The sequence below is a fragment of the Streptomyces sp. NPDC056486 genome (assembly GCF_042795295.1).
Classification (GTDB): Bacteria; Actinomycetota; Actinomycetes; order Streptomycetales; family Streptomycetaceae; genus Streptomyces.
On sequence record NZ_JBHTSF010000010.1, the window covers coordinates 82665 to 108406 of the forward strand.

Genomic DNA, 25742 nt, shown 5'->3' on the forward strand with positions numbered 1-25742 from the left:
CGTTGAGTCTGAGGGGGGAGCGAGGCCCCGTCGTCCGGATCCGGATGGCGGGGATCCGGACGACGGCGAACGGGCTGCGGGTTCCCGTGACTCAAGACTCGTCCTCTCCTGTGCTGAAGCCCGATGGCGGCAGCGAACCACGATTGATCATGAGGACCAAGGTAGTTGGGGTACGGCGCTGTCGCGATCAGGCCGACCGGGCGCATGATTGTCGGCGCGACAAGTCGGGGAACATGGCGAAGACTTAAGGAGTCCGTGCATGGATTTCAGACGTGTGCCGCAGGCCGATCCGACCGTCTCGTGAGCGGCACCGTCCCCACGGGGCCACCCGCGGCGGAGCCCGGCGCGATGTCCCAGACCGTCGCCGACGACGGCCGCGTCGAACTGGTCCCCGGAGCCTTTCCGGAGCACAGCCGCTTCGCCAACGACGACCTCAGGCCCATCCCCCTCGCCGAACGCCACTGGACCACCTACAACTTCGCCGCCCTGTGGGTCGGTATGGCCCACAACATCCCCTCCTGGACGCTCGCTTCGGGCCTGGTCGCACTCGGCATGGACTGGCGCCAGGCCGTCTTCACCATCGCGGCGGCCAATGTGATCGTGCTCCTGCCGATGCTCCTGACGGGACACGCGGGCCCGAAGTACGGCATCCCGTTCCCCGTACTCGCCCGCGCCTCCTTCGGCCTGCGCGGCGCGAACCTGCCCGCACTGATCCGGGCGGCCGTGGCCTGCGGCTGGTTCGGCATCCAGACCTGGATCGGCGGCCAGGGGATCTACGTCCTGCTCAATCAGGCCTTCGACGGAGCGTGGAGCGACGAGTCGCGCATCGGCGGCTATCCGTGGCCCCTGTGGCTCTGCTTCGTGCTGTTCTGGGTCCTCCAACTGGCCATCATCTACCGGGGCATGGAGGCACTGCGCCGCTTCGAGAACTGGGCGGCGCCCTTCGTCCTCGTCGGCGCCGTCGTGCTGCTCGTGTGGATCGCGGACAAGGCGGGCGGCTTCGGCCCGCTGCTCGACCAACCGTCCACACTGGGCTGGGGCGCCGACTTCTGGCCGGTGTTCTTCCCGGCGCTGATGGGCATGATCGGCTTCTGGTCCACGCTGTCCCTGAACATCCCCGACTTCACCCGGTTCGGGAAGGGACAGCGGGCGCAGGTGTGGGGGCAGACGCTCGGCCTTCCGACCACCATGACCGCGTTCGCGCTCCTGTCCGTCCTGGTCACCTCCGGTTCGCAGGCGGTGTACGGGGAGCCGATCTGGGAGCCCGTCGACCTGGCCGCCAAGGCCGACAACGTCTTCGGGCTCCTCTACGCCCTGGTGACGGTCCTGGTCGCCACGGTCTCCGTGAACATCGCGGCCAACGTGGTCTCACCCGCGTACGACCTCGCGAACCTCGCCCCGAAATTCATCAACTTCCGTACGGGCGCGCTGATCACCGGTGTCGTGGGCGTGCTCATCTTCCCGTGGAAGCTGATCGAGACGCCCGAGCTCTACATCTTCGTCTGGCTCGGCGTCGTGGGCGGCCTGCTCGGCACGGTCGCCGGAATCCTGATCGCCGACTACTGGGTGGTGCGGCGGACGGTCCTCGACCTCGCCGATCTGTACCGCCCCGAGGGGCGCTACTGGTACACCGGCGGGTGGAATCTGCGGGCCGTCGCGGCCTTCACGGTCGGGGGCCTGCTCGCCGTGGGCGGGTCGCATTCGGCGCCGGGGAAGGGGCCGTTCCCGAAGGACGGCCTGATCCCGGTCCTCAAGCCGCTCGCGGACTACGGGTGGGCGATCGGGCTCGCTTCGGCCCTTGTCGTCTACGTGGGGCTGATGGCGGTGGGCAGGCGCGACGGCTCCGGGGCAGGCCGGTCGGCGGCCTAGACTGGACCCTCGCGTACGAGACCCTCGTGCGCGCGAGTCCGGGCGCGAAGGCGCGACCGCGCGAAGGGAGGACGACCGTGGGAGTGGACGGAGTCGACGGAGCAGACGGCACCGGCTTCGATGATCCACCGGCCGAGGTCCTCGCCGAGGCGGCCGCGGCATTCGGACTGCTCGCCTCCTCCGCGCGGCTGCACATCGTGTGGGCGCTCGCGCAGGGCGAGTGCGACGTGACCGGTCTCGCGGACCGGGTCGGCGGCGCGCTGCCCGCGGTCAGCCAGCATCTGACCAAGCTGAAGCTCGCCGGTCTCGTGCGTTCCCGGCGCGAGGGCCGGCGCCAGGTCTACTTCGTCGACGACGCGGACGTGGTGACCGTGGTGCGCCTCATGGTCGGCCAGCTGACCGACCGCGTCGACCGGGCCGACAGTGCCGATCATGCCGTGCGGTCTCCCGGACGCCGGCTCCGCGGCCTTGGCGCCTGAGGCCGCTGCCGGTGGGCTCACCTCCCTCGAGGTGCTGCGCCATGTGGACAGCGGCCCGCGCGGCCTGACGGACGCGGAGGCCGAGCGGCGCAGTGCCCGGTTCGGCGAGAACACCCTTCCCGACCGGCGTGCGGTGTCGTGGCCCCGGCTCTTCGGCCGCAGCCTGCGCGATCCGTTCACCGCGGTGCTGCTCTGCCTCGGTCTGGTGTCGGCCACCGTCGCCTCCTGGGGCACCGCCTGCGTGATCCTGTGCCTGGTCGTCGTCAGCGGAGTACTGCGGACCTCCGGCGAGCACCGCGCCGACCGGTCCATGACCGCACTGCGCGCACTGGTGGCCACCACCGCGACCGTGCTGCGCCGCGCGGAGCGCGACGAGAACCCCGAGGAGCGGGAGATCCCGGTCGAGGACCTCGTGCCAGGAGATGTGGTGCGGCTCGGCCCCGGCGACCTCGTCCCCGCCGACGTACGACTGCTGCGCGCGAGCGGGCTGAGCGTGCGTCAGGCGGCCCTTACGGGGGAGTCGGCGCCGGTGCCCAAGGCCGCCGCGGACGTGCCGGGCCCGCGGCGCCCCGAGGGCGCCTTCGAGCAGCCTCATCTCTGCTTCCAGGGCAGCAGCGTCGCCTCGGGCAGCGGCACCGCGGTGGTCGTCGCGACCGGGGCGCGGACCCGGTTCGCCGCCGCGCACGGTATGCAGGGGCGGCGCGGGCCGAGCGCCTTCGACCGCTCCGTGCACGGCATCTCCTGGGTCCTCATCCGGTTCATGCTGCTGACCCCGCCGCTCGTCCTGATGGCCAACGCCGCTCTGCGCGGGCGCGGCCTCGAGACCCTGCCGTTCGCGGTCGCCGTGGCGGTCGGCCTGACGCCGGAGATGCTGCCGGTCATCGTCACCATCTGCCTGGCGCGCGGGGCCTCGCTCCTGGCCCGTACGCACGGGGTGATCGTCAAAAGGCTGCCCGCGCTGCACGACCTCGGCGCCGTCGACGTCCTGTGCCTGGACAAGACCGGCACGCTCACCGAGGACCGCCCCGTCCTGGACCGCACCCTGGGCGCCGACGGCCGGGCCGCGCCCGAAGCGCTGCACTGGGCCGCGGTCAACTCCTGGTGGACACTCCAGCTCGCCGAGCTGCCCGCGGCCGACCCGCTCGACGACGCGGTCCTCGACGCCGCGGACGACGGCGGCGACGAGGCGATGCGGTACGAAGGGGTAGCGGCGCTCCCCTTCGATCCCGTACGCCGCCTTGCCACCGCCGTCGTACGCGGCCCCGGAAGCATCGGCACCCACACGCTCGTGGTCAAAGGCGCGGTCGAGGCGGTACTGGAACGCTGCGTGCTCGACGACTCCGAGCGCGAAAAACTCCTGTCCCTCGCCGCCCACGAAGCGGACGCCGGCCTGCGCCTCCTCGCGGTCGCCACCGCGGAGCGGCCCGCCCGCACCCGCGCCTACACCCCGGCCGACGAGCGCGGCCTGACCTTCCGCGGCTTCCTCACCCTGCGGGACGCACTCGCCCCGACCGCCGCCACCGCCCTGCGGGACCTCGCGGAGAGCGGCATCACCGTCAAGATCCTCACCGGTGACCACCCGGGGACGGCTGAGCGGGCCTGCCGCGATCTCGGGATCGGCGTCGGCGGAGTCCTCACCGCCGACCGCGTCGACACCCTCACCGACGCGGAACTCGCCGACACCGCCGGGCGCACCACCGTCTTCGCCCGCTGCACCCCCGAGCACAAGGCCCGCATCACCGAGGCGCTGCGGTCCCGCGGGCACACCACCGGGTTTCTCGGCGACGGGGTCAACGACCTGCCCGCGCTGCGGGCCGCCGACGTCGGCATCGCCCCGCGGGCCGCCGTGGACGTCGTACGTGAGAGTGCCGACGTGGTGCTCGCCGACAAGGACCTCACTGCCATCGGCCACGCGGTCCTCGCCGGACGCCACAGCAGCGGCAACATCGCCACGTATCTGCGTGTCACGCTCTCCTCGAACCTCGGCAACGTCATCGGGATGCTCTGCGCGGGACTCCTGCTGCCGTTCCTGCCGATGCTCCCCGCGCAGGTCCTCGTGCAGAACCTGTGCTTCGACGCCGCGCAGCTCTCCTTCGCCTACGAGCGCCCGCACCCGGCGGTCCTGCGCCGCCCCACCGTGCTGCGCCCCCGCGCTTTCCTGCGCTTCATCACCGGCTTCGGCGCCCTCAACGCCCTCGCCGACCTCGCCACCTTCCTTCTCCTCGCGCTCGCCCTGCACGGCCCCGGCGCCGTGGACGACCAGGCGATGTTCCACTCCGGGTGGTTCACCGAGAACCTGCTGACCCAGGGCCTGGTGATGCTGCTCCTGCGCACCGGCCGCCGCCGGGCCGAGGGCAGGAAGCCCGGACCGGTCGTCCTGTCGGTGGCCGCGCTCGCCGCCGTCGGTGTGCTCCTCCCGCTCTCACCGCTGGGCCCGCTCCTGGGCATGACGGCTCTGCCGGGCCTGTACTACCTGCTGCTCGCGGTGGTGCTCGGTCTTTACGCGGCCGCGCTCGGGGCGGCTCGGCGGCGGTGGGACGTTCAGCCGTAATCAGCCGTAGGAGAGGTCGGAGCACGGGTTGTCGTCGGCGGAACGGGCGTCGTCGGCGACCTTGGAGGGAACGGGCTCCGGCTCACCGGAGGCGGAGGCGGAGGGTGAGGCCGAGGGTGCGTCGGCGTACGACTGGCCGAGAGTGACGGTGACGCCGGACGCCGTCGCGGACTCCAGCTCCGCGCCCGGGAACAGGCGGGCGACGGACTTGGCCCTGGCCTGCTCGCCGGGGCCGTACGCGATCACGGTGGTGGCGTGGTCCTGGGTGCCGGCCGTCGCGGTGCCGGTGACCTCGAAGTCGTGTTCGGTGAGGGTCTCGGCCGCGCGGGCGGCGAGGCCGGTGACGGTGGTGCCGTTCCGCACGGCCACGGCGGCGCCGTCCCCGGAGACCGGCGCGGTGGTCGCCGCATCGCCGGACGGCGTCTTCTTCTTACTGTTCTTGCCGTTCTCACCGTTCTTGCCGCTGGCGTCCGTCCCGTCCAGCGTGCGGTCGTTCTTGAGCGATGCCCACAGCGCGTCGGCGTCCGGCTGGACGACGGCGACCCGCGAACCCTTGTACCGCCAAGGGATGGTGACGAACTTGGTGTTGCTCAGGTCGATGTCCTTCAGGGACATCGCGAACGAGATCAGCTTGTCCGCGGAGCCGAGTCCGGGATCGACGGTCATGGAATTCGTCGCGGCGTCCGCGAGCGGAAGCAGCTTGGTGGGGGTGAGGCCGTCGCTCTTGACCTTCTTCAACAGGCTCGCGACAAAGGCCTGTTGGCGCTTGATCCGGCCTATGTCGGAGCCGTCACCGATGCCGTGCCGGATGCGCACGTAATCAAGGGCCTTCTGGCCCGACACCTCCTGCTCTCCCTCGGCGAAGAGGCGTTTTCCCCGGGTGGCGCGGTTGGGGTTGAGGTCGCGTTGATAGATGTCCTGCGGCAGGCACACCTTCACCCCGCCCACCACGTCCGTCAGCTCCGCGAACCCCTTGAAGTCGACGACGACGGTGTGGTCGACGCGCAGTCCGGTGAGGTGCTCGACGGTGTTCTGGGTGCAGGCGGGGTTGCCCTTGGCGGTCTCGCCCACGGAATACGCGGCGTTGAACATCGCGTTCGACTGCGACTTGGTCCAGCTTCCGTCCGGCAGCTTGCAGGGCGGGAGGTCCACGAGGGTGTCGCGGGGTATCGAGACGGCGACGGCGTGCCGGTGGTCGGCGTAGACGTGAAGGAGGAAGGCGGTGTCGGAGCGCCCGATGTCGCTCTTGTCGCCGCCGCCGAGCGCGCTGTTCCCGCCGGTGCGTGCGTCCGAGCCGATGACCAGGACGTTCTCGCCCTTGGATGCGTCCGCGTCGGGCCGATCGCCGGAGACGCCGTCCGCCGCGAAGGTGTCGATGTTGCCGTTCAGCCTGAAGTACACCCACCCGGCACCGGCCGTCACGAGGACGAGGAGCGACAGGCCGATACAGAGCGAGAGCCGTGCACGGCTGCGCTTGCGCCGACGGCCGCGTACAGCTGCGCGGTGGCTGGTTGTCATGGGTGCGCCCTATCCGTCCGAGTCGTTCCGCCTTCATGGAGAGGGACCTTTCGGCCCTCCCCATGGTTGTACAGTTGCGCAATGTAGCAATCTTTTCTGAGGCTACCGGCAGCTGATCGGCGGCTGAGACATCTGCGGCTGAGACATCTATGGAGAAGGGCGGACGACGATGCTTCGTAACGGACTGGAACCCTGGCATCTGCTCATCGTGGGGATTGTGGTCATCGTGCTGTTCGGCTCGAAGAAGCTGCCGGACACCGCCCGCGCGGTGGGCAAGTCCCTGCGGATCCTCAAGAGCGAGACCAAGGCGATGAAGGAGGACGGGGAGCAGGGGAAGGTCGAGCGGTCCGGGGAGAGCGCCGAGCGGGCCGAGCAGCCGGGAGAGCGCTGAGCGGCCGGAACGCCTCCTCCGGGCAGGCCCGCTTCGACGCGGTCACCGTCCGGCCCGCGGTGCGCGACAGAGCGACAGAGCGACAGAGCGACAGGACGAAGACGACTGCGTCCCCGGGCGGGACTCGTCGAGGAGGCCCGCGCCCATCGTCGCCGCGGCACGGAGTGCGGCAACGCGACCCCGTAGAGGGGTGGAAGCGCGACTCCGTGAGGTCGGAAACGTAAGGCCATAAAGGGAAAACTCTGGCCATGGCATGATCTCCGCGTGACCGTCATACCGTTCAGACACGTCGCTCGGCTCAGGCACGTCGCCCGGCTCAGACGCGTGGCCGCCCTCTCGGCCGTGGTCCTGTTCGCCTCCGGATGCGGGCTCTCGGAGGAGCTGGAGCGGGAGAGGGATCCCGGACGTACGGCGCCTGTCGAGAGCGACCGGTCCGAAGCGGGGGCCGGTCGGTCCGCCCCGACGGTTCTTCCGGACACGCCGACGGGCCAACCCGTCGAGACCGCGCCGCCGGAGGTGCCCGACGCGCCCTCGGCCTCCTGCCCCGCCTCCGGCATCCGCATCGAGTCGGGCATCGTCAGCGCCGCCATGGGCCTGCGCGCGATGAGCGTGACCCTCACCAACTGCGGCAAGGACGCCTACCGCCTGAAGGGCTACCCGAAGCTGCGGGTACTCGACGAGCACCGCGAGCCCCTCGACGTACAGATCCTCGAAGGCACCGCACCCATCATGACGAGAGACGACGACCCCGGCCCGGACCACCGCGTCTCGCTCAAGAAGGGCGAGGCGGCCTACACCGTGCTCGTCTGGCGCAACACCGTCACCGACACGACCACGACCGCCGTCAGCGGCACCTATCTGAAGGTCACCACGGCGCCGGGCGGCGAATCCGGCACCGTGACCCCGGAGGGCCGCATCGACCTCGGCAACACCGGCCGCATCGGCACCACCGCCTGGCAGCGGGAGCCGGCGGACGACGCGAGCCCGACCAGGCCTACGGCACCCGCGCCGTCCACTCCGGCGAGCTGAACTTCGTCCGGGCGAGCTCCCGCGCCCTGGCCATCTCCTCGACCGTGGCCCTGCCCTCCGTCAGGCCGTACCGCGTGCGGAACGAGTCGAGCATCCGCTCGATGACGGCCTCGCGGGGGAGCCCCGTCTGGCGGCGCAGCGGGTCCACGCGCTTCTTCGCGCTCCTCGTGCCCTTGTCGGAGAGCTTCTCGCGCCCGATGCGGAGGACCTCGACCATCTTCTCCGCGTCGATGTCGTACGACATCGTCACGTGGTGCAGCACGGCGCCGTGCCCGCCCGCGACCCGCTTCTGGGCGGCGCCCGCGACCTTCCCGGCGTCGGTGGCGATGTCGTTGAGCGGTTGGTACCAGGCCTTGATGCCCATGTCGCCGAGGGCTTCGAGCACCCAGTCGTCCAGATAGGCGTAACTGTCGGCGAAGGACAGGCCCTGCACGAGGGAGTCCGGGACGGAGAGCGAGTACGTGATGGCGTTGCCCGGCTCGCAGAACATGGCGCCTCCGCCACTGATCCGGCGCACCACCTGAACGCCGTGCCGCTCGGTGCCCTCCTGGTCCACCTCATTGCGCAGCGACTGGAAACTCCCGATGACGACCGCGGGGGACTCCCACTCCCACACGCGCAGTGTGGGCGGGCGGCGCCCGGCGGCGACCTCCTCGGTGAGCACCTCGTCAAGCGCCATGAGCAGGGCGGGGGACTGCGGGGCCTCGTGGATCAGCTGCCAGTCGTAGTCCGTCCAGTCGGTGGCGTGCGCGAGGGCGCGACGCACCGCGACGCCCACCCCCTCCGACGTGAGCCCGTAGAGGACGGAGCCCTCCGGGAGCGCCGCGTCGATGCGAGCGGCGAGGCCCGCCGCGTCGGCGTCGGCGGGGGCGCCCTCCAGGGCGTGGCTCAGGGCGTCGAACGCCTCGTCAGGTTCGAGGAAGAAGTCCCCCGCCACCCGCACGCGGCGCAGCACGCCGTCCTCGACCTCCAGATCCACGACGACGAGCTTGCCGCCGGGGACCTTGTACTCACCGTGCACTGTGCTTCCTCCGGGCCTTGCCGAATCACGAACATGCCGAATCGCGAACACCGTCAGCCTGCGATTTCATATCAGGACAACTCGACCCACTAGGGATAGATTCCCGCACAGGGTGGTCAGCCGTCCCTCGGCGTCGGCCCTGACGGGAGCTGACGGGGAATCCATGAGCCATGCTGAGACGACCGACCAGACCACCGCCGGAGCGTCGCCGGCAGTCAAACTGACGCTCACGACGCTGACGATGATGGTCGTCGGCTCGATGGTCGGCGCGGGCGTCTTCTCGCTGCCACGCCGGTTCGCCCAGGAGACCGGTGTCGCGGGCGCGTTGATCGCCTGGGCCATCGCCGGTACGGGCATGCTGATGCTCGCGTTCGTCTTCCAGACCCTCGCCGTCCGAAGGCCCGATCTCGACGCCGGTGTCTACGCCTATGCGAAGGCCGGGTTCGGCGAGTACCTCGGCTTCTTCTCCGCCTTCGGGTACTGGGCCAGCGCCTGCGTCGGCAACGTCACCTACTGGGTGCTCATCATGTCGACCGTCGGCGCCATCTGGCCGAGCCTCGGCGACGGCGACACCTTCCTCGCCGTAGTCCTCTCCTCGTTCGGCCTCTGGGCCTTCTTCCTGCTGATCCGACGCGGAGTCAAGGAAGCGGCGGCGATCAACAGGATCGTGACCGTCGCCAAGATCGTGCCCATCCTCGTCTTCGTGATCCTGGCCCTCTTCTTCTTCAAGCCGTCCGTGTTCGCCGACAACTTCGGCGGCGCCGACTACGCCGGATCGCTGTTCAACCAGGTGCGCGGCACCATGCTGGCCACCGTCTTCGTCTTCCTCGGCGTCGAGGGCGCGAGCGTCTACTCCCGGCACGCCAAGCGCCGCGAGGACGTCGGCAGGGCCACGATCCTGGGCTTCCTCAGCGTCTTCGCCGTCTTCGCGTCCGTCACCATCGTCTCGTACGGCATCATGCCGATGGCCGAGATCGCCGAGCTGCGCCAGCCCTCCATGGCGGGGGTCCTTGAGGAGGCCGTCGGCACCTGGGGCAAGGTCTTCGTCAGCGTCGGACTCATCATCTCCGTGCTCGGCGCCTACCTCGCCTGGACACTGATGGCCGCGGAAGTGCTCTTCGTCGCCGCGAAGGACGACGACATGCCCCGCTTCCTGCGGAAGGCCACCTCCGAGGACGTGCCGGTCCCCGCGCTCCTGATGACCACCGCGCTGAGCCAGGTGGTCCTGGTCGTCACGATGTTCTCCGACGACGCGTTCAACTTCGCGCTCGACCTGACCAGCGCGCTGAGCCTCATCCCGTTCCTGCTCGCGACCGGTTTCGCCGTCAAGATCGCCCTCGGGTCCGGCACGGAGGACATGAAGGTCGCCGGGCAGAGCACGCGCAAGGAGCTCGTGATCGCGGTGATCGCCACGCTGTACATGGCGTTCCTGCTGTTCGCGGCCGGGCTCAAGTTCGTCCTGGTCTCCTTCATCATCTACGCCCCCGCGACCCTCCTCTTCATCAAGGCCCGGCGGGAACAGAACCGGCGCCTGTTCTCCCCTCGCGAGGCCGTCATCTGCGCCGTCTCGATCGCGGGCGCCGTCGTGGGCGTGATCGCGCTCGCGGCGGGCTGGATCGACCTCTGACCGAGCCGTCGAACTTCTGTTGCCACCGACCGACGAAAGGCGCACCGTGACAAGCCTCGACACCCCCGCCGCACCCACGTTCGGTGTCCACTCCGAGGTAGGCAGGCTGCGCAAGGTCCTTGTCTGTGCGCCGGGACTCGCACACCGCAGGCTGACCCCCACCAACGCCGACGACCTGCTCTTCGACGACGTCATGTGGGTGGAGAACGCCCAGCGCGACCACGCCGACTTCGTCATCAAGCTGCAGCAGCGCGGCGTCGAGGTCGTCGAACTGCACGATCTGCTCGCCCGGACCATGGCGGTTCCCGGGGCGAAGGACTGGCTCCTGGACCGGAAGATCACCGCGAACGAGGTCGGCATCGGGCTCATCGACGGCACCCGCGCCTTCCTCGAGACGCTGGAGCCCAGGCAGCTCGCCGAGTACCTCATCGGGGGCCTGGCCACCGCGGATCTGCCGGACGAGTTCCGCTCCGGCTACGTCGCGCTCGTACGCGAATCCACCGGCGTACGCGAATACCTGATGCCGCCGCTGCCGAACACGCTCTACACCCGCGACACGACGTGCTGGCTGTACGGGGGCGTCACGCTCAACCCGCTGTACTGGCCCGCCCGGCACGACGAGACGCTCCTGATGAAGGCCGTCTACCGGTTCCACCCCGACTTCACCGGCGCCACGGTGTGGTGGGGCGACCCCGAACTCGACTGGGGCCAGGCGACGTTCGAGGGCGGCGACATCATGCCCGTCGGCAACGGCGTCGTCCTGATGGGCATGAGCGAGCGCACCTCGCGCCAGGCCGTCACCCAGGTCGCCTCCGCACTGTTCGAGAACGGCGCGGCCGAGCAGGTCATCGTCGCCGGCATGCCCAAGCTGCGGGCCGCGATGCACCTCGACACCGTCTTCACCTTCGCCGACCGCGACATCGTCACGCTCTACCCGAAGATCATGGACGCCGTGCACTCCTTCACGCTGCGCCCCGGCGGCAAGGCGGCGGGCGTCGAGATTACGGACGAGGGCTCGCGTGCGTTCGTCGACGTCGTCGCCAAGTCACTCGGTCTGCCCGAGCTGCGCGTGATCGAGACGGGCGGGGACGTCTACGCCTCCGAGCGGCAGCAGTGGGACAGCGGCAACAACGCCGTCGCCCTGGAGCCGGGCGTGGTCTTCACCTATGACCGCAACACCCAGACCAACACCCTGCTGCGCAAGGCGGGGGTCGAGGTCATCACCATCGTCGGCGCCGAACTGGGCCGCGGTCGCGGCGGCGGGCACTGCATGACGTGCCCGCTCATCCGCGACGCCGTCGACTTCTGAGGAGCGTTTCTGAGGCGCGTGGTGTCGCTCAGTACCGCTGGGCCTTGACCAGCTTCGCGGAGAGCTTCGGCTCCGGGGGCTCGTGGCTGATGGCGTACCGCTGGGCCCGCTTGCCCGGTTCGAGGTTCTCCGTGCCGATGTAGCGGGTCTCCACGGTCTTGCCGGAGGAGTCCCGGAAATCGACCTGTACGGCGAAGTCCGCCGTCTTGTCGGTCTTGTTGGTGAAGGTCACCACGGAGGCGAGCACCCCGCCGGTGTCGGAGCGCGGCTTGCCCGTCATGGAGACGTCGGACGTCGCGTTGCCCTGCCCGTCGACGTCCTTCAGCGCCTTCTTGGCGGCCTGGTTGGCGCGCTCCGTATCGGCGGACACGGACGCCTCGAACTCGTCTGCGCGCTCCGATGCGGAGGCCTGTGCCTCGGAGGCCGATGCGCGGGCCGACTCGGCGGCCTCGGATGCCTTCGACTCCATCGGGGAAGCCGTCTTCTGCGAGAACGACGACGAGTCGGGGGCGGTCGGCCGCTCGCTGACCTTCCGGCTGCCCTCGGCCGACGGGGCGTCGCTCTCGGTGCTGCACGAGACGAGGGCGGCGGCGGCCGTCACCGTGGCGGCGAGCGTGAGGGCGGCGGACACCGCGGGCCCGCGACGCGCGGGGCGCCGCTTCCCGCGGGGTGGCATGGGGTTCATCCGGTGCGATCCTTTCCCTGCTGCTGATGGCTGCTGATGCTTGGCGTGAGGGGGCGGCGTCAGTACCGCAGGGCGCAGGCGATCCGGCCCCGGTCGGTGAGCGTGCCTTCGGGTACGAAGCGGACCTCGGCGCCGGTGTCCAGGGCCCGCTCGACGATGTCGTCGACCACGTCGTCCACCGCGTCGAGATCGTCGGACTCGGCAGGCACCAGATGTCCGCCGTCGTCGCGCACGGTCGCCTGGAAGGTGTCCTCCACGGCGATGAGGCGGACCCGGTCCGTCGTCACGTTCTGCCAGACCTCGTCGAGGCCCGCGGCGTACTGGTGCCGGCCCTGTGCCGCATCCAACTCATGGAGCGTGGAACCGAGTTCGGCCTTGTCCTGGGCCGCGATGAAGGGGCGTACCGTCTGCCACACCGCTTGGGCCGGGCCGTGCGCAAGGCCGCCGTGCGGCACCCGCGTGGCCCCCTTGGTGACCGTGCCGGTGTCGTCGAGGAGGGAGAGCGCCGCGGCCTCCCCGGCCACGAACAGGGGTCGCGGATGGGCGCGGAGCACAGCGGCCGCGGCCAGGTCCGCCTCGCGCAGGAACTTGCGGGTGTGCTCGTCGCGGAAGGTGCTCGGCACGTCGCCGATCCGCTCCTTGCGCTCGGCGTCCGGGTCGTCGAGGCTCCGGGTCAGCGGGAACCCGTCCGCCTTGTGCTGGGTGACCCGCTCGGGGGTACCGCTCCACAGCGTGACGCGGTCGGCCGAGACGGCGAGGACCCAGTACGGGCGCTCGGCGGCCTGGGCCGCGACGACGTTGCGCGTCAGGAAGGTGTCCGAGAGCACCACCCTCGACGGCACCGTCCTGGCGAGCGACCACACCTGGTGCTCCCCGGGAGCCGCGAAGACGGCAAGACCGTCCTCGGCGTGCACGAGGTCGATCTCCGCCACCGCCCTGTCGAGCTGCGCGGCCACCTCGATCCGCTGCTCCCTGGCCACGGCCGGGTCGGACTTCAGTCGCTCCTTGGCCTCGGCGACGAGGTTGCGGAGCCGCACGGGATCTTGGGCGTTGTCCGGCTCCCTGCGGTGGGTCGGCAGCAGGACCGTGACGGCGGGGTAGGGGCGCGGCTGACGCAGCCCGGCCAGCGTGTCCGGGTTGAGGGAGGGGTGCATGGAAGTCACCCTTTCGGGGCGGGGCGGCGGATGAGGGGCCTCCGTGAAGAGGTCGTTACGCCATGAGATGCACCCTATGCCGGTTCCACGGTCGGGGCATATCACCCGGAGAAGGTCACTTCGGCGGCTTGCGTGTGGTTTGCGAGGTATAGGGGGGTGGGTGAGCATGAGGTGGCGGTGCCCCCGCGCGCCCCCGCCCGGCGACATCCGTCACCGGACGGCCGCGCCGGACCTCGGAGCTGAGGCGGTTGGCGAAGAGCAGACCCGGGCGAGCGGGCGGGGAGGAATCCCGCTGGGCGGGTGCCCGGCAGCGGCTCGTGCGGCTCGTGCGGAGCGTGCCGCTCGCGCGGAGCGTCGGCGCGATCGTCAGGAAGCCGTACTGGGAACGGCCCGACTCCACCTATCTCGTCAGACGCTGGCCGGACCTCACCGCCGCCTGCCTCGGCACCGTCTTCTTCTGGCTCTCCCTCACGCCTTCCCTCGTACCCCGGCCCTGGCTGCTGCAGGGCGTCGTCGGGGGGATCACCGCGGCCATCGGCTATGGACTCGGCTCGATCGGCAGCACCGTATTCCGTGCGCTGTTCCGGTGGCGGCCGGGGGAGAAGGCGCGGGCGCGTCTCTGGCAGGTGTACTGGGTCCTCGGGCTCGTCCTCACCGTCTGGCTGCTCGCCGAGAGCGACCACGCGCAGCGCCGCCTGCGCGAGCTCCAGGGGCTGCCGCCGTCGATGGCCTGGCACACGCCGCTCATCGTGCTGATCGCCGTCCTGCTCTGTGCCCTGTTCCTGCTCGCGGCCCGCGGTATCCGCCTCGGGGCACGCAGACTGATCCGCGCCCTGCACCGGTTCGTGCCGCTGCCCGTCGCCATCGGCCTCGGCGTCGCGCTCAGCGCGCTGATCGTCACGATCGGGCTGCGCGACGTCGTCTTCCAGCGCGGTGTCATCGACATCGCCGACCGCATCGCGTACGCGACGAACGGCGGCACCAAGGAAGGCGTCCAGCGGCCGACCTCCCCGCTGGTCTCCGGCGGACCCGGTTCGCTCCTGCGCTGGCGGGACCTCGGATTCCAGGGCCGCAACTTCGTGGGCTCCACGCCGACGGGGCAGCAGATCGCCCAGTACACGGGCCGACCCGCGAAGGATCCCGTCCGCGTCTACGTCAGCGCGTCGGCGCCGGAGGCCTTCAGCAGCCGGGACCCCTTCGAGGCCAAGGCCCGGCTCGCCGTGGAGGAGCTGGAGCGTACCGGCGCCTTCGACCGGGACGTCCTTGCCATCGCGGGGACCACGGGGACCGGCTGGGTCAACGCCGACATCACTGAACCCCTGGAGTACATGCACGACGGCAACACGGCCATCGTCGCCGTCCAGTACTCCTACCTCCCCAGCTGGGTCTCCTTCCTCGTCGACAAGGAGCGCGCCGCGCAGGCCACGCGCCATCTCGTCCGGGCGGTCCTCGCGAAGTGGTCCGCCCTGCCCGAGGACGACAGGCCCAAGCTCGTCGTCACCGGGGAGAGCCTGGGCGGCTTCGCGATCGAGTCGTCGTTCGACGGCGTGGACGATCTCCTGGCCCGGACGGACGGAGCACTCATCGTCGGCACGCCCAACTTCGCTCCGATGTCGCGGGAGATCCGCGAGCACCGGGATGCCGGAAGCCCGGTCTGGCGACCGCTGTACGACGGGGGCAGGAACGTGCGGTTCGCGCAGTTCCCCGGGCGGGACCTGAAGCGGCCGTCTCCGGATACGGCCTGGAAGAACCCTCGGGTCGTCTATCTGCAGAACGCGTCCGACCCGGTCGTCTGGTGGTCGTCCGACCTGTTCCTGCACCGCCCGCAGTGGCTCGACAACCCACTGGGCCCCGACATCACCCCGGCGATCCACTGGTTCCCCGTCGTCACCTTCTGGCAGACCTCGGTCGACATGGCGGTGTCGTACGGCGTGGAGGCACCGCACGGCCACCGGTACGGGACGGCGCCGGTGGACGGCTGGGCGGCGATCGTCCCCGGAGAGGGCTGGACACCGGACGACACGGAGCGGCTGCGACAGCACATGGAGGAGCGGGAGTCGCCCTACTGAGCTGGGGCGGAGCATCCCCAGGGCACTCCCAGGGCACCCCCAGGGGCCAGTTCACGGGGGATTCATCTCGTATCCAGTGCCCGTACAGCCGAGCCGTACGGATTGTCAGTCCGGCGTGCTCTCATGGATACATGATCGAAGCGATCGAAGACTTTCTTGTACGTGGCGTTCCCGATGTCGAAGAAGCCCTCCGCAAGGCCGCAGCGGCCGAGGTCATGCCGCGGTTCCGGCAGCTCGCCGACGACGACGTCGTCCAGAAGAGCGGGCCGCACGACCTGGTGACGGTGGCCGACCGGCTCGCCGAGGAGCACCTGACGGCAGCCCTCAGCACACTGCTCCCGGGCTCCGTCGTCGTGGGGGAGGAAGCGGTGCACGCGGACCCCTCGAGCTACGAGGCGATACGCGCCGACGCGCCGGTGTGGATCGTCGACCCGGTCGACGGCACACGGCAGTTCGTGCACGGCGACCCCGGATTCTGCATGCTGATCGCGCTGGCGTGGCGCGGAGAGGTGCTCGCTTCCTGGACGTACGCCCCGGCGCTCGACGAGATGGCCGTCGCGGTGCGCGGCAAGGGCGCCTGGCTGGACGGAGAGCGCCTTGTGGCCGGTTCACCGGGGGAGGTCATCGAAGTGGCGACCTCGCACCCGGACTTCACCACGCCGGAGCAGAAGCGCGCGCTGCTCGGCCTGCGCGTGGAGGGCGTCGCGCCGCGGCCCTGCGGTTCGGCAGGTCTGGAGTATCTGGCCATCGCCCGGGGAGAGTTGGACGCGGTCGCGTTCTCCTGGGAGCTCGCCTGGGACCACGCGGCGGGGCTGCTCCTCGTCGCCGAGGCCGGGGGCAGCAATCTGACCGTCGCCGGGGAGCCCTTCCGCATCGAGGGCGGGAACGCGCTGCCGTTCACCGCCGCTCGGGACGCTGCCACGGTTGACCGAGTGGTGGAGTTGTTGGCTGCCGCAGCCTGATCTGCGGGGCACTGCGCGGCGGCTCCAAGTGGAAGCGCACGGTGGCGACCTCGAAATCGGCGACGGTGCCGACGTCCGGCCAGCCCTCGGGGTCGAACGGAAGCTGCGCCATGTCGACGAAGCCGACGACCGGCAGCCCCAGGTCGACGAAGAGCCCGACCGTCCCAGGGCCCCACGGAAGGACGCTGACCGTGCCGGTCAGGCGGGTGCCCTGAGGGAGCGGGCCGACCGTTTCCGGCGCCGAGATGTTCCGGCTGTGGCGTGCACGCTGCCACGCGGTCTCGAAATCCGCCTCGGAGACCGGCTCCCCGCCGTCGACGGGGCCGTTCGCGAGCTCGCCGTACCTCGCCCCGTACAGCTGTGCCCCCAGCGGCTCGAACTTGTCGAGAACCCAGGCCAGTTCGGAGCGCGAGGCCGCCACGGAAGCAGAACTGTCCGGGCCGCGGAAGGACGCCTGACGTACGGCGATCGCGTCGTCGCCCGTCTCGAACCAGTCCTCGGAACCCGCGTCAGCCTGGTGAAACCAGTACGTCACCCGTCAGAGGCTACCCGCGCCCACGGCACTGTCGGTGGCCCGGCCTATCCTGGGCGGCAGAGGCCATCGGCTGACAAAGGAGTCCGAAGGTGCCGTCGATGCTTGATGCCGTCATTGTGGGGGCGGGACCGAACGGTCTGACCGCTGCCGTCGAGCTGGCCCGCCGCGGCTTCTCGGTGGCCGTGTTCGAGGCCAAGGACACCGTCGGCGGCGGGGCGCGGACCGAGGAGCTGACGCTTCCCGGGTTCCGGCACGACCCCTGTTCCGCCGCACACCCGCTCGGCGTCAACTCACCCGTGTTCCGGACCATGCCCCTCGACCGGTACGGCCTCGAGTGGCTCCAGCCGCAGCTGCCCATGGCGCACCCCTTCCTCGACGGAAGCGCCGCCGTGCTCTCCCGGTCCGTCGCCGAGACCGCCGCCTCGTTCGGGCCGCGTGACGCGGGAGCGTACCGACGCCTCATCGAGCCCTTCGTCGACAAGTGGGACACCCTCCTTCAGGACTTCATGGCGCTGCCGTCGACCGCCTTGCCGCGCGACCCCGTGACCCTCGCGCGCTTCGGCCTCGCGGGCCTGCCGCCCTCCACCTGGCTGATGCGGCGCTTCCGCGACGACCGGGCCCGCGCGCTGTTCGCCGGGCTCGTCGCCCATGTCATCGCCCCGCTCGGCGGAGTCGCCACCGGCGCGGTCGGCATGGTCTTCGCGCTGGCCGCGCACGCCCGCGGCTGGCCGGTCGCCCGGGGCGGCTCACAGTCGATCTCGGACGCGCTCACCGCGTATCTGAAGGACCTCGGCGGCGCGGTCCACACGGACTACGAGGTCAAGCGGCTCGACGATCTGCCCCCGGCGCGCGCGTACATCTTCGACACGTCGCCCACCGCCCTTGCCCGGATCGCGGGCCTGGGGCGCAGCTATGAGAACTACCGGTACGGCGCGAGCGTCTTCAAGATCGATTACGCCTTGGACGGGCCCGTCCCCTGGACGGCGAAGGAGGCCAGGGCGGCGGGGACCGTGCAGGTCGGGGCCGACAGCGCGGAGATCGGCGCCGCGTTGCGCGCCGCCTCGCGCGAGAACCGCGCGCCCGACCCACCGTTCCTGATCACCGTGCAGCCCGGCGTCGTCGACCCCTCCCGTGCGCCCGCGGGCAAGCAGGTCTTCTGGGCGTACGGCCATGTGCCGAACGGCTGGGACGGGGATCTCACCGACGCGATCGAGCGCCAGCTTGAGCGTTTCGCCCCCGGTTTCCGTGACCGTGTCCTCGCCCGCGCCACCGCGGGGCCTGCCGCGTTGGTCGCGCGCAACGCGAATTACATCGGCGGTGACATCGCCTGCGGCGCCGCGAGCGGTATCCAGCTGCTGCTCCGCCCCAAGCTCTCCCTCTTTCCGTACGGCACCGCGCATCCGGCCGTGTTCATCTGCTCGTCCGCGACGCCGCCGGGGCCCGGCGTGCACGGAATGTCGGGGCACAATGCCGCGAAAGCGGTCTGGCGCAGGCTGCGCGCGTCATGACGGCCATCACCCTCGTGCGGGGCGACATCACCCGGCAGAGCGTCGACGCCATCGTCAACGCCGCCAATTCCTCCCTTCTGGGCGGGGGAGGCGTAGATGGCGCGATCCACCGCAACGGCGGGCCGGAGATCCTCGCCGCATGCCGCCGCCTTCGTGCCTCGCACTATGGAAAGGGCCTGCCGACGGGCAAAGCGGTGGCCACCGTCGCCGGACGCCTGGACGCCCGGCACGTCATCCACACCGTCGGCCCGGTCTGGTCCGCCACGGAGGACCGCTCGGACCTCCTGACGTCCTGCTATCGGGAGTCCCTGCGCTCGGCCGCCGAGCTGGGCGCCCGGACGGTCGCTTTCCCGGCGATCTCGACCGGCGTCTACCGCTGGCCTCTCGACGACGGCGCCCGAATCGCCGTCCGAGCGGTGCGGGAGTACGCGGCACCCGAGCAGTTCTCCGAGGTCCGCTTCGTCCTCTTCGACGAGACGGCGTACGCGGCGTTCGCGGGTGCGCTGGCCGACGGGTAGCGCTGGGCGCGGGTGCCGCGGGTGCCGTGACCGCCGTGAGTGCCGGTCTCCCCCCTCCACACTCCGGACATCGCAGGGCGAGTGGGAGTTGAAGTTACTTATCAGTATGATCTTGCTGATGGCGGCTTCTGACCCAGGCCGCCGGTGACAAAGGGGGAACCATGACTCGTAGATCGACCGCACGAGCAGCCGGAGCTGTACTGACGCTCCTGCCCACCGTTCTGGGGGCGACCGCCGCTCACGCGAATGCGCGTGAGGGTGAGATATCGCCCCGAGCGGCTGTCGGGCATTACAGCAAGTTGATCAACAAGACGGCGAAGAAGAACTATACGAACTCGAAGAACGAGATCGCCCGCTGCACGGCTCAGACCAAGGGCATGACCTGCATGATCAACAAAACGTCGGCGGCGACGCGCACGATCGACGCGGGGTTCGGTCTGAGTTACAACGCCGTCGCGGGCAGCCTGAACATCAGCAAGGCCAGGACGCAGTCCGTGTCGGTAACATGCACGGCAAAGGTCAACAAGGGACACTCGCTCGTCGCCTATCCGATCGGTACGCGGTACAAGTACAAGATCGAGAAGCACATCACCACGCCCCTTGATTACAAGGCCGGCACGAGTGGGTGGAAATACGCCTTCGATCCCTCTCCCGCGAAAGTAAGTTGCAAGGTTATATGAGCCATCTTCGTGGACCTGTCGCGCGCATCCTGCCCCGCGGCAGCGCGGTGGCGGGCATCGCGGCAGCAGCGATGGCGCTTGCGGGATGCGGCACGCAGGACGAGCCGCCGATGCCGGTGGACTCACTCGTCGGCCAGTCCGTCGCCCAGGTGGAAGGCAAGGTGCCGGAGGACGCCTCGATGGTGTCGTACGACTTGTCGAAGCCCGTCACCGGCGCCAAGCCAAGATTCGGAATCTCGGACGACGGTACCCACAACGACTGGATCGTCGTGGCGGCGTGCGCGAACACAAAGAACGTCGAGGACAAGACCCGGCTCGCTGTCGGTGTCCTGAACACGGACGCGTATTCCAAGGCAATCGCACAGAAGGCGAAGAGCCATGCCTTCGACCGCTACCTGTCGGAATGCAAGTGACCCGCTCCGCGCCGTCCCGTGACTGACGATGCCCCCGCCGTACTTCGGCGGGGGCATCCGGCGAAGTGGCGGCGCCGTCCCGGCAACGCCCATGTCGGATTCTCGCCAGCCATCCCCACCCGGCGTGCACGATCCTTGAGGCATGTCCACCGACCCGCACGCCGCGGCCACCGCCACGCCGCCCCTCTCGATGCATACCGACGCCGAGCGCTGCGTACGTGCCGTGCAGTCGAAGGACGCCCGGTTCGACGGGTGGTTCTACACCGCGGTTCTGACCACCCGCATCTACTGTCGCCCCAGCTGCCCCGTCGTTCCCCCGAAGCCCGAGAACATGAGCTTCTACCCGAGCGCGGCAGCCTGCCAGCAGGAAGGGTTCCGGGCCTGCAAACGATGCCGGCCCGACAGCAGCCCGGGCTCGCCCGAGTGGAATCAGCGCGCCGACCTCGTGGCCCGCGCGATGCGCCTCATCGCGGACGGCGTGGTGGACCGCGACGGAGTCCCCGGCCTCGCCACCCGCCTCGGCTACAGCACCCGCCAGGTGGAACGGCAGCTCCTCGCGGAACTCGGCGCGGGGCCCCTCGCCCTGGCCAGGGCCCAGCGCGCCCAGACCGCCCGTCTGCTCATCGAGACGACCGCTCTGCCCATGGCGGAGATCGCCTTCGGCGCGGGTTTCTCCTCGATCCGCACCTTCAACGACACCGTCCGCGAGGTCTTCGCCCTGGCCCCCGGCGAACTGCGGGAGCGCGCCCCGAAGACCACGAGGAAGGCGGCAGCTTCCGCCACCCCCGCCTCCGCCACCCCTGCCACCCCGGGTGTCCTCTCGCTCCGCCTCCCCTTCCGCGCCCCGCTCAACCCCGACAACCTCTTCGGCCACCTCATCGCCACCGCCGTGCCCGGAGTCGAGGAGTGGCGCGACGGCGCGTACCGCCGCACGCTGCGCCTCCCGTACGGCCACGGAGTCGTCGCCCTCACCCCCACTCCTGACCACATCGCCTGCCGCCTCAGCCTCACCGACATGCGCGACCTCACCATCGCCATCAGCCGGTGCCGCAGGATGCTCGATCTGGACGCGGACCCGGTAGCGGTGGACGCCCAGCTGAGCGCAGACCCGCTGCTCGCACCCCTGGTGGCCAAGGCGCCGGGCCGTCGCGTGCCGCGCACCGTCGACGAGGCGGAGTTCGCCGTACGCGCGGTGCTCGGCCAGCAGGTCTCCACGGCCGCGGCCCGCACCCACGCCGCACGCCTGGTCGCCGCGCACGGCGAGCCGATCGACGACCCCGAGGGCGGCCTCACCCACCTCTTCCCGGCGCCGGAAGCCCTCGCCGCGCTCGACCCGGAGGCACTCGCCCTGCCGCGCAGCCGCCGCACCACCCTGACCACGCTCGTACGCCACCTCGCCGACGGATCGCTCCGGCTCGGCGTGGAGAGCGGCTGGGAGGAGGCCCGCGCCCGGCTCGGTGAACTGCCCGGTTTCGGTCCCTGGACGGTGGACGTCATCGCGATGCGGGCGCTCGGCGACCCCGACGCCTTCCTCCCCACCGACCTCGGGATCCGGCGCGCGGCACAGCAACTCGGGATCCCGCACACCCCGGCGGCGCTGACCGAACGGGCCGCGGCCTGGCGCCCCTGGCGGGCGTACGCGGTCCAGTACTTGTGGGCGACCGACGACCACCCCATCAACAACATCCCGGCCTAAGAGAGCCCCAGCGACAGAAATCAGAAATCAGAAATCAGAGAACAGAGAACAGAGGACCCATGCACCGCCAACACACCCTCATCGACAGCCCCTACGGCCCCTTGACCCTCGTGGCCACCGACGGCATCCTCAGCGGCCTCTACATGACAGAGCAGCGCCACCGCCCACCCGAGGAGACCTTCGGCGACCGCGACGCCGGGCCGTTCGGGGAGACGATCAGCCAGCTGGAGGCGTACTTCACGGGCGAGTTGACGGAGTTCGACCTGCCGATGCGCCTGGACGGCACACCGTTCCAGCGCACCGTCTGGCAGCAGCTCCAGCTGATCCCGTACGGCGAGACCCGTACGTACGGCGAACTGGCGACCGCCCTAGGCAAGCCCAACGCCTCGCGCGCCGTCGGCCTGGCCAACGGCAAGAACCCGATCGGGGTCATCGTGCCCTGCCACCGGGTGATCGGCGCGGGCGGCTCCCTGACCGGCTACGGCGGCGGACTCGACCGCAAGCAGCGTCTTCTTGCGTTCGAGGGAGCGACCGAGGGGAGCGAGGACGCCCTCTTCTGAAGGCTCAGCCAGGCTCGACATGCTCAGTCACGCTCGGCAAGGCTCAGCCGACCCGCACCCCGTTCTCCAGCTCCGCCGCCCCCGTCCCCGCGTCCAGCGCCGCGAGCCCGGCCCGCACCCGCAGCCCCAGCTCGCCCGGCAGGAACTCCGCAAGGTCGGCGCGGGCCACAAGGCGCCAGGAGAGCAGCTCTTCCTCCTGGAGCCTGATCGACTTCAGCTGGTCGTCGCCGAGCACCCCGCCGTCGTACAGATAGGCGACCAGCGGGGGCCGCGTCGTACCCGGCACCCAGTCCACCGCGAGCAGAGCGCCCAGTTCGACGTCGAGGCCGATCTCCTCGGCGGTCTCGCGGCGTGCCCCCTGCCGAGGCGTCTCCCCTTCGTCGGACTCGATGGTGCCGCCGGGCAGGGCCCACCCGTCACGGTAGTTCGGCTCGACGAGCAGCACACGTCCCCCGGAGTCCCGGAAGAGCGCGGCGGCTCCGGCGATGATGCGCGGGAGGCCTGCGATGTACGTGGCGTAATCCTGAGTGGTCACCTGGAAAGGGTAGACGCGAGGGGAGAGGGCGCGGGGGAGAGCGGAGGCGCCGTGCTAGGCCTCCGCCAACTCCACTGTTCTGGCCGCGAGTTCGCTGATCCTCGCGCCGTCGAATCCGAACACCGCACTGCGCACCCGGTCTTCGAGAGGGTCCCGCCACTGCGCGGGGATCGCCTTGGCCCCGCACAGGACCCCCGCGACGGACCCGGCGGTCGCGCCGTTCGAGTCGGTGTCGAGGCCGCCGCGCACCGTCAGGGTGATGGTGCGGGTGAAGTCGCCGTCACCGTAGAGGAGCCCGGCGGTCAGGACGGCCGAGTTCGGCACGGTGTGGACCCAGCCGAGTCCTGCGGTCTCCTCCTCGGCGGTGGCGAGGGTCTCCTCCCAGCTGAGCCCGGCCTCGTGCAGCGTGACGACCCGGCGCACCGTCCGCGCGAGCCGGCAGCTCGACGGGATCACCCCGAACGCCGCGTCGAGCGCGCCGCGCGGCGTGGTCACCGTGAACGCGGCCGAAACGAGCGCCGCCGCCCACATCGACCCGTACACACCGTTGCCGGTGTGCGAGAGCACGGCGTCGCGGCGGGCGAGCGAGGCGGCGCGGCGCGGGGCGCCGGGGTTCGTCCAGCCGAAGATGTCGGCGCGGATGAGGGCACCTATCCACTCCTGGCAGGAGTTCTCGTACGTGGCGGTGAGCGGCGGCTTGAGACCGTTCGCCAGATTCCGGTACGCGGCGCGCTCCGCGGTGAACGTCTGCAGATAGGGGAGGCGGAGCAGCCACAGCTCGCCGACCTGTTCGGTGCTGAACGTGAACCCGTGCGTCTCCAGGAGATGCAGTCCGAGGATCGCGTAGTCGACGTCGTCGTCACGGCAGCTGCCGCGTACCCCGCCGCGCACACACTGCTGCCACTCGGGCCGCAGCTGGAACTCCTCCACCCAGGAGGGGGGTTCGGGCAGATAGTCGGTGAGCGGCAGCGCGTCGGCCTGCCGCAGATAGCGCTCGATGCGCTCTCGCGTCCAGTAGTCGCCCCGCTCGATGGGTTTGCCGAGCATGTTGCCCGCGATCCGCCCGATCCAGCCCCCGAGAACGCGGTCGGCGAGTTCCATATGCACTGGGGTCATGCGTCCGGTCTACCGAATTCGGTGCGCTTTGCGCGGTCAACGTGACCGGTTCGGCGCGGATCATGAGACGTTTGTCTGGATTTCGACCGGGGGTGCGTTCCCGAGTTCCCTCCGGGGTCATTGATCGATCATTCCTGAGACCTTGGCGCACCCTTATAACGCCCTTTGGTCTGATTTAAGGGAGGACTCCGGGGCTCCGGAATGCGGGCACCCATGGGCAGGTGCCCCCTCCTCCGGTTATGGTCGCAGCGGCGCGACTGCCTTGACGCGAGCAAGGCCCGGAAAGCAAGGGGATGCAAGGTGGCGGACGCTGCTGGGACGGCGGGGCATGTGCTCATCGCCGCGGACAAGTTCAAGGGATCTCTCACGGCCGTGCAGGTCGCGGAGCGGGTGACGGCCGGGCTCCGCCGCGTCGCCCCGCAGGTGGAGGTCGAGGCCCTGCCGGTGGCCGACGGCGGCGACGGCACGGTCGCCGCGGCGGTCGCGGCCGGTTTCGAACGCCGTGAGGTGCGGGTCACGGGACCGCTCGGCGACGAGGTCACCGCGGCGTACGCGCTGCGGGACGGAACCGCCGTGGTGGAGATGGCGGAGGCTTCGGGCCTCCAGCTGCTGCCCGACGGCGTCTTCGCCCCGCTCACGTCCACGACGTACGGCTCCGGGGAACTGCTGCGCGCCGCGCTCGACGCGGGCGCGCGGACGATCGTCTTCGGCGTCGGGGGCAGTGCGACGACGGACGGCGGGGCCGGGATGCTGGCCGCCCTGGGTGCGGTGTTCCTGGACGCGGACGGTGCGCCGGTGGCTCCGGGAGGCGGCCCGCTGGCCTCCCTCGCCACGGCGGACCTGTCCGGGCTCGACGAGCGGTTCGCCTCGGTGGACCTGGTCCTGGCCAGCGACGTGGACAACCCGCTGACAGGACCGAAGGGCGCCCCGGCGGTGTACGGGCCGCAGAAGGGGGCGACCCCCGAGGACGTGGCCGATCTCGACGCGGCCCTCGCGCACTTCGCGCAGGTGCTCTCCGAGTCGGTGGGCTCCTCGGCCCTGGAGTACGCCGAGTCCCCGGGAGCCGGAGCGGCAGGTGGCATCGGCTACGGCGCTCTCGTCGGGCTCGGCGCGCGTTTCCGCCCCGGGATCGAGGTCATGCTGGACGTCCTCGGTTTCGCCCCCGCGCTCGCGCGGGCGTCGCTCGTGATCACGGGGGAGGGCTCGCTCGACGAGCAGACCCTCCACGGCAAGGCCCCCGCGGGGGTCGCGGCGGCGGCGCGTGAGGCGGGCGTCGAGGTCGTTGCGGTGTGCGGACGCCTGGCTCTTCCGGCGGAGGCCCTGGGTAAGGCGGGCATCCGGCGCGCGTACGCCCTCACTGACGTGGAGCCGGATGTGGCGCGTTGCATCGCCGAGGCGGGGCCCATTCTGGAGACGGTGGCGGAGGGCATCGCCCGGGACTTCCTGAGCTAAGCGCTCACACCTAGGGCCGGTGGGGGCTGGTCGCGCAGTTCCCCGCGCCCCTTACGGGCCCGGAT

23 protein-coding genes are annotated in these 25742 nt (G+C 70.6%); 16 read left to right on the forward strand and 7 right to left on the reverse strand.

Annotation, left to right across the window (positions count from 1 at the left end):
- Positions 1–348 precede the first annotated feature (348 nt).
- From ACFQ7F_RS07260 to mgtA, 3 genes are all read left to right on the forward strand, one after another.
- Positions 349–1869, forward strand: coding sequence for an NCS1 family nucleobase:cation symporter-1 (locus ACFQ7F_RS07260; RefSeq protein WP_383267393.1), 1521 nt, complete (start codon positions 349–351; stop codon positions 1867–1869).
- 83 nt (positions 1870–1952) lie between these two features.
- Positions 1953–2348 carry an ArsR/SmtB family transcription factor gene (locus ACFQ7F_RS07265; protein WP_383267462.1) on the forward strand — a complete coding sequence of 132 codons (396 nt, stop codon included), beginning with the start codon at positions 1953–1955 and terminating at the stop codon, positions 2346–2348.
- A complete protein-coding gene (gene mgtA / locus ACFQ7F_RS07270) occupies positions 2302–4899 on the forward strand; it encodes a magnesium-translocating P-type ATPase (protein WP_383267396.1) in 2598 nt (865 codons plus the stop codon). The genes ACFQ7F_RS07265 and mgtA overlap by 47 nt, the downstream gene beginning before the upstream one ends.
- Here the strand turns inward: mgtA and ACFQ7F_RS07275 are convergent, their stop codons facing one another.
- Entirely contained in the window at positions 4900–6417 is a 1518-nt protein-coding gene (locus ACFQ7F_RS07275; protein WP_383267399.1) for an LCP family protein, read from the reverse strand. It lies immediately after the preceding gene.
- A 169-nt stretch (positions 6418–6586) separates the two neighbouring features.
- Here ACFQ7F_RS07275 and tatA point away from each other — a divergent pair, with 169 nt between their 5' ends.
- Together tatA and ACFQ7F_RS07285 are read left to right on the forward strand one after the other, a co-directional pair.
- Complete coding sequence (gene tatA, locus ACFQ7F_RS07280; protein ID WP_383267402.1) at positions 6587–6808, forward strand: Sec-independent protein translocase subunit TatA; 222 nt, start codon at positions 6587–6589, stop codon at positions 6806–6808.
- A 264-nt stretch (positions 6809–7072) separates the two neighbouring features.
- Positions 7073–7837, forward strand: coding sequence for a DUF4232 domain-containing protein (locus ACFQ7F_RS07285; protein ID WP_383267405.1), 765 nt, complete (start codon positions 7073–7075; stop codon positions 7835–7837).
- Here the strand turns inward: ACFQ7F_RS07285 and ACFQ7F_RS07290 are convergent.
- The gene (locus ACFQ7F_RS07290) at positions 7803–8858 is read right to left on the reverse strand and encodes a biotin/lipoate A/B protein ligase family protein (RefSeq protein ID WP_383267408.1); all 1056 of its coding nucleotides are present in this window, start codon (positions 8856–8858) and stop codon (positions 7803–7805) included. The genes ACFQ7F_RS07285 and ACFQ7F_RS07290 overlap by 35 nt on opposite strands.
- A gap of 163 nt (positions 8859–9021) precedes the next feature.
- Between ACFQ7F_RS07290 and ACFQ7F_RS07295 the strand changes: the two genes are divergently transcribed.
- Positions 9022–10485, forward strand: coding sequence for a basic amino acid/polyamine antiporter (locus ACFQ7F_RS07295; protein WP_383267411.1), 1464 nt, complete (start codon positions 9022–9024; stop codon positions 10483–10485).
- 46 nt (positions 10486–10531) lie between these two features.
- On the forward strand, positions 10532–11794 hold the full coding sequence (locus ACFQ7F_RS07300; RefSeq protein WP_383267414.1) for an arginine deiminase: 1263 nt from the start codon (positions 10532–10534) through the stop codon (positions 11792–11794).
- A gap of 28 nt (positions 11795–11822) precedes the next feature.
- Here ACFQ7F_RS07300 and ACFQ7F_RS07305 read toward each other — a convergent pair whose 3' ends face one another.
- The gene (locus ACFQ7F_RS07305) at positions 11823–12479 is read right to left on the reverse strand and encodes a hypothetical protein (RefSeq protein WP_383267417.1); all 657 of its coding nucleotides are present in this window, start codon (positions 12477–12479) and stop codon (positions 11823–11825) included.
- 59 nt (positions 12480–12538) lie between these two features.
- Complete coding sequence (locus tag ACFQ7F_RS07310; RefSeq protein WP_383267420.1) at positions 12539–13633, reverse strand: chemotaxis protein; 1095 nt, start codon at positions 13631–13633, stop codon at positions 12539–12541.
- 248 nt (positions 13634–13881) lie between these two features.
- Here ACFQ7F_RS07310 and ACFQ7F_RS07315 point away from each other — a divergent pair, with 248 nt between their 5' ends.
- Both ACFQ7F_RS07315 and ACFQ7F_RS07320 read left to right on the forward strand, forming a co-directional pair.
- Positions 13882–15702, forward strand: coding sequence for an alpha/beta hydrolase (locus ACFQ7F_RS07315; protein ID WP_383267422.1), 1821 nt, complete (start codon positions 13882–13884; stop codon positions 15700–15702).
- Between the two features lie 131 nt (positions 15703–15833).
- A complete protein-coding gene (locus tag ACFQ7F_RS07320) occupies positions 15834–16664 on the forward strand; it encodes an inositol monophosphatase family protein (protein WP_383267425.1) in 831 nt (276 codons plus the stop codon).
- On the opposite strand, the gene ACFQ7F_RS07325 is transcribed toward ACFQ7F_RS07320, so the two are convergent.
- Positions 16600–17199: a hypothetical protein gene (locus ACFQ7F_RS07325; RefSeq protein ID WP_383267427.1), complete on the reverse strand. Its 600-nt coding sequence runs from the start codon at positions 17197–17199 to the stop codon at positions 16600–16602. The genes ACFQ7F_RS07320 and ACFQ7F_RS07325 overlap by 65 nt on opposite strands.
- A 98-nt stretch (positions 17200–17297) precedes the next feature.
- On the opposite strand from ACFQ7F_RS07325, the gene ACFQ7F_RS07330 reads away from it, so the two are divergent.
- The 6 genes from ACFQ7F_RS07330 to ACFQ7F_RS07355 all read left to right on the forward strand — a co-directional run bounded on the left by ACFQ7F_RS07330 (position 17298) and on the right by ACFQ7F_RS07355 (position 22574).
- Complete coding sequence (locus tag ACFQ7F_RS07330; protein ID WP_383267465.1) at positions 17298–18707, forward strand: phytoene desaturase family protein; 1410 nt, start codon at positions 17298–17300, stop codon at positions 18705–18707.
- Positions 18704–19225, forward strand: a complete 522-nt coding sequence (locus ACFQ7F_RS07335; protein WP_383267430.1) for an O-acetyl-ADP-ribose deacetylase — start codon at positions 18704–18706, stop codon at positions 19223–19225. The genes ACFQ7F_RS07330 and ACFQ7F_RS07335 overlap by 4 nt, the downstream gene beginning before the upstream one ends.
- A gap of 161 nt (positions 19226–19386) precedes the next feature.
- Positions 19387–19905: a hypothetical protein gene (locus tag ACFQ7F_RS07340; protein WP_383267432.1), complete on the forward strand. Its 519-nt coding sequence runs from the start codon at positions 19387–19389 to the stop codon at positions 19903–19905.
- A complete protein-coding gene (locus ACFQ7F_RS07345; protein WP_383267435.1) occupies positions 19902–20318 on the forward strand; it encodes a hypothetical protein in 417 nt (138 codons plus the stop codon). The genes ACFQ7F_RS07340 and ACFQ7F_RS07345 overlap by 4 nt, the downstream gene beginning before the upstream one ends.
- A 190-nt stretch (positions 20319–20508) precedes the next feature.
- Positions 20509–22014, forward strand: a complete 1506-nt coding sequence (locus ACFQ7F_RS07350; RefSeq protein ID WP_383267468.1) for an AlkA N-terminal domain-containing protein — start codon at positions 20509–20511, stop codon at positions 22012–22014.
- A 59-nt stretch (positions 22015–22073) separates the two neighbouring features.
- The gene (locus ACFQ7F_RS07355; protein WP_383267438.1) at positions 22074–22574 is read left to right on the forward strand and encodes a methylated-DNA--[protein]-cysteine S-methyltransferase; all 501 of its coding nucleotides are present in this window, start codon (positions 22074–22076) and stop codon (positions 22572–22574) included.
- A 43-nt stretch (positions 22575–22617) separates the two neighbouring features.
- Here the strand turns inward: ACFQ7F_RS07355 and ACFQ7F_RS07360 are convergent, their stop codons facing one another.
- Both ACFQ7F_RS07360 and ACFQ7F_RS07365 read right to left on the reverse strand, forming a co-directional pair.
- Positions 22618–23109 (reverse strand): NUDIX domain-containing protein, encoded by a 492-nt coding sequence (locus tag ACFQ7F_RS07360; RefSeq protein ID WP_383267441.1) that lies wholly within the window; start codon positions 23107–23109, stop codon positions 22618–22620.
- 54 nt (positions 23110–23163) lie between these two features.
- On the reverse strand, positions 23164–24225 hold the full coding sequence (locus tag ACFQ7F_RS07365; protein ID WP_383267444.1) for an ADP-ribosylglycohydrolase family protein: 1062 nt from the start codon (positions 24223–24225) through the stop codon (positions 23164–23166).
- 300 nt (positions 24226–24525) lie between these two features.
- Here ACFQ7F_RS07365 and ACFQ7F_RS07370 point away from each other — a divergent pair, with 300 nt between their 5' ends.
- Complete coding sequence (locus ACFQ7F_RS07370) at positions 24526–25677, forward strand: glycerate kinase (RefSeq protein WP_383267447.1); 1152 nt, start codon at positions 24526–24528, stop codon at positions 25675–25677.
- Positions 25678–25742: the final 65 nt, after the last annotated feature.

Bases quoted from the DNA above. Each gene is read 5' to 3' on its own strand.
- ACFQ7F_RS07260 (WP_383267393.1), top strand. From the start codon at position 349: ATGTCCCAGACCGTCGCCGACGACGGCCGCGTCGAACTGGTCCCCGGA.
- mgtA (WP_383267396.1), top strand. From the start codon at position 2,302: ATGCCGTGCGGTCTCCCGGACGCCGGCTCCGCGGCCTTGGCGCCTGAG.
- ACFQ7F_RS07275 (WP_383267399.1), bottom strand. From the start codon at position 6,417: ATGACAACCAGCCACCGCGCAGCTGTACGCGGCCGTCGGCGCAAGCGC.
- tatA (WP_383267402.1), top strand. From the start codon at position 6,587: ATGCTTCGTAACGGACTGGAACCCTGGCATCTGCTCATCGTGGGGATT.
- ACFQ7F_RS07295 (WP_383267411.1), top strand. From the start codon at position 9,022: ATGAGCCATGCTGAGACGACCGACCAGACCACCGCCGGAGCGTCGCCG.
- ACFQ7F_RS07305 (WP_383267417.1), bottom strand. From the start codon at position 12,479: ATGAACCCCATGCCACCCCGCGGGAAGCGGCGCCCCGCGCGTCGCGGG.
- ACFQ7F_RS07310 (WP_383267420.1), bottom strand. From the start codon at position 13,633: ATGCACCCCTCCCTCAACCCGGACACGCTGGCCGGGCTGCGTCAGCCG.
- ACFQ7F_RS07320 (WP_383267425.1), top strand. From the start codon at position 15,834: ATGATCGAAGCGATCGAAGACTTTCTTGTACGTGGCGTTCCCGATGTC.
- ACFQ7F_RS07330 (WP_383267465.1), top strand. From the start codon at position 17,298: ATGCTTGATGCCGTCATTGTGGGGGCGGGACCGAACGGTCTGACCGCT.
- ACFQ7F_RS07335 (WP_383267430.1), top strand. From the start codon at position 18,704: ATGACGGCCATCACCCTCGTGCGGGGCGACATCACCCGGCAGAGCGTC.
- ACFQ7F_RS07340 (WP_383267432.1), top strand. From the start codon at position 19,387: ATGACTCGTAGATCGACCGCACGAGCAGCCGGAGCTGTACTGACGCTC.
- ACFQ7F_RS07345 (WP_383267435.1), top strand. From the start codon at position 19,902: ATGAGCCATCTTCGTGGACCTGTCGCGCGCATCCTGCCCCGCGGCAGC.
- ACFQ7F_RS07350 (WP_383267468.1), top strand. From the start codon at position 20,509: ATGCATACCGACGCCGAGCGCTGCGTACGTGCCGTGCAGTCGAAGGAC.
- ACFQ7F_RS07355 (WP_383267438.1), top strand. From the start codon at position 22,074: ATGCACCGCCAACACACCCTCATCGACAGCCCCTACGGCCCCTTGACC.
- ACFQ7F_RS07365 (WP_383267444.1), bottom strand. From the start codon at position 24,225: ATGACCCCAGTGCATATGGAACTCGCCGACCGCGTTCTCGGGGGCTGG.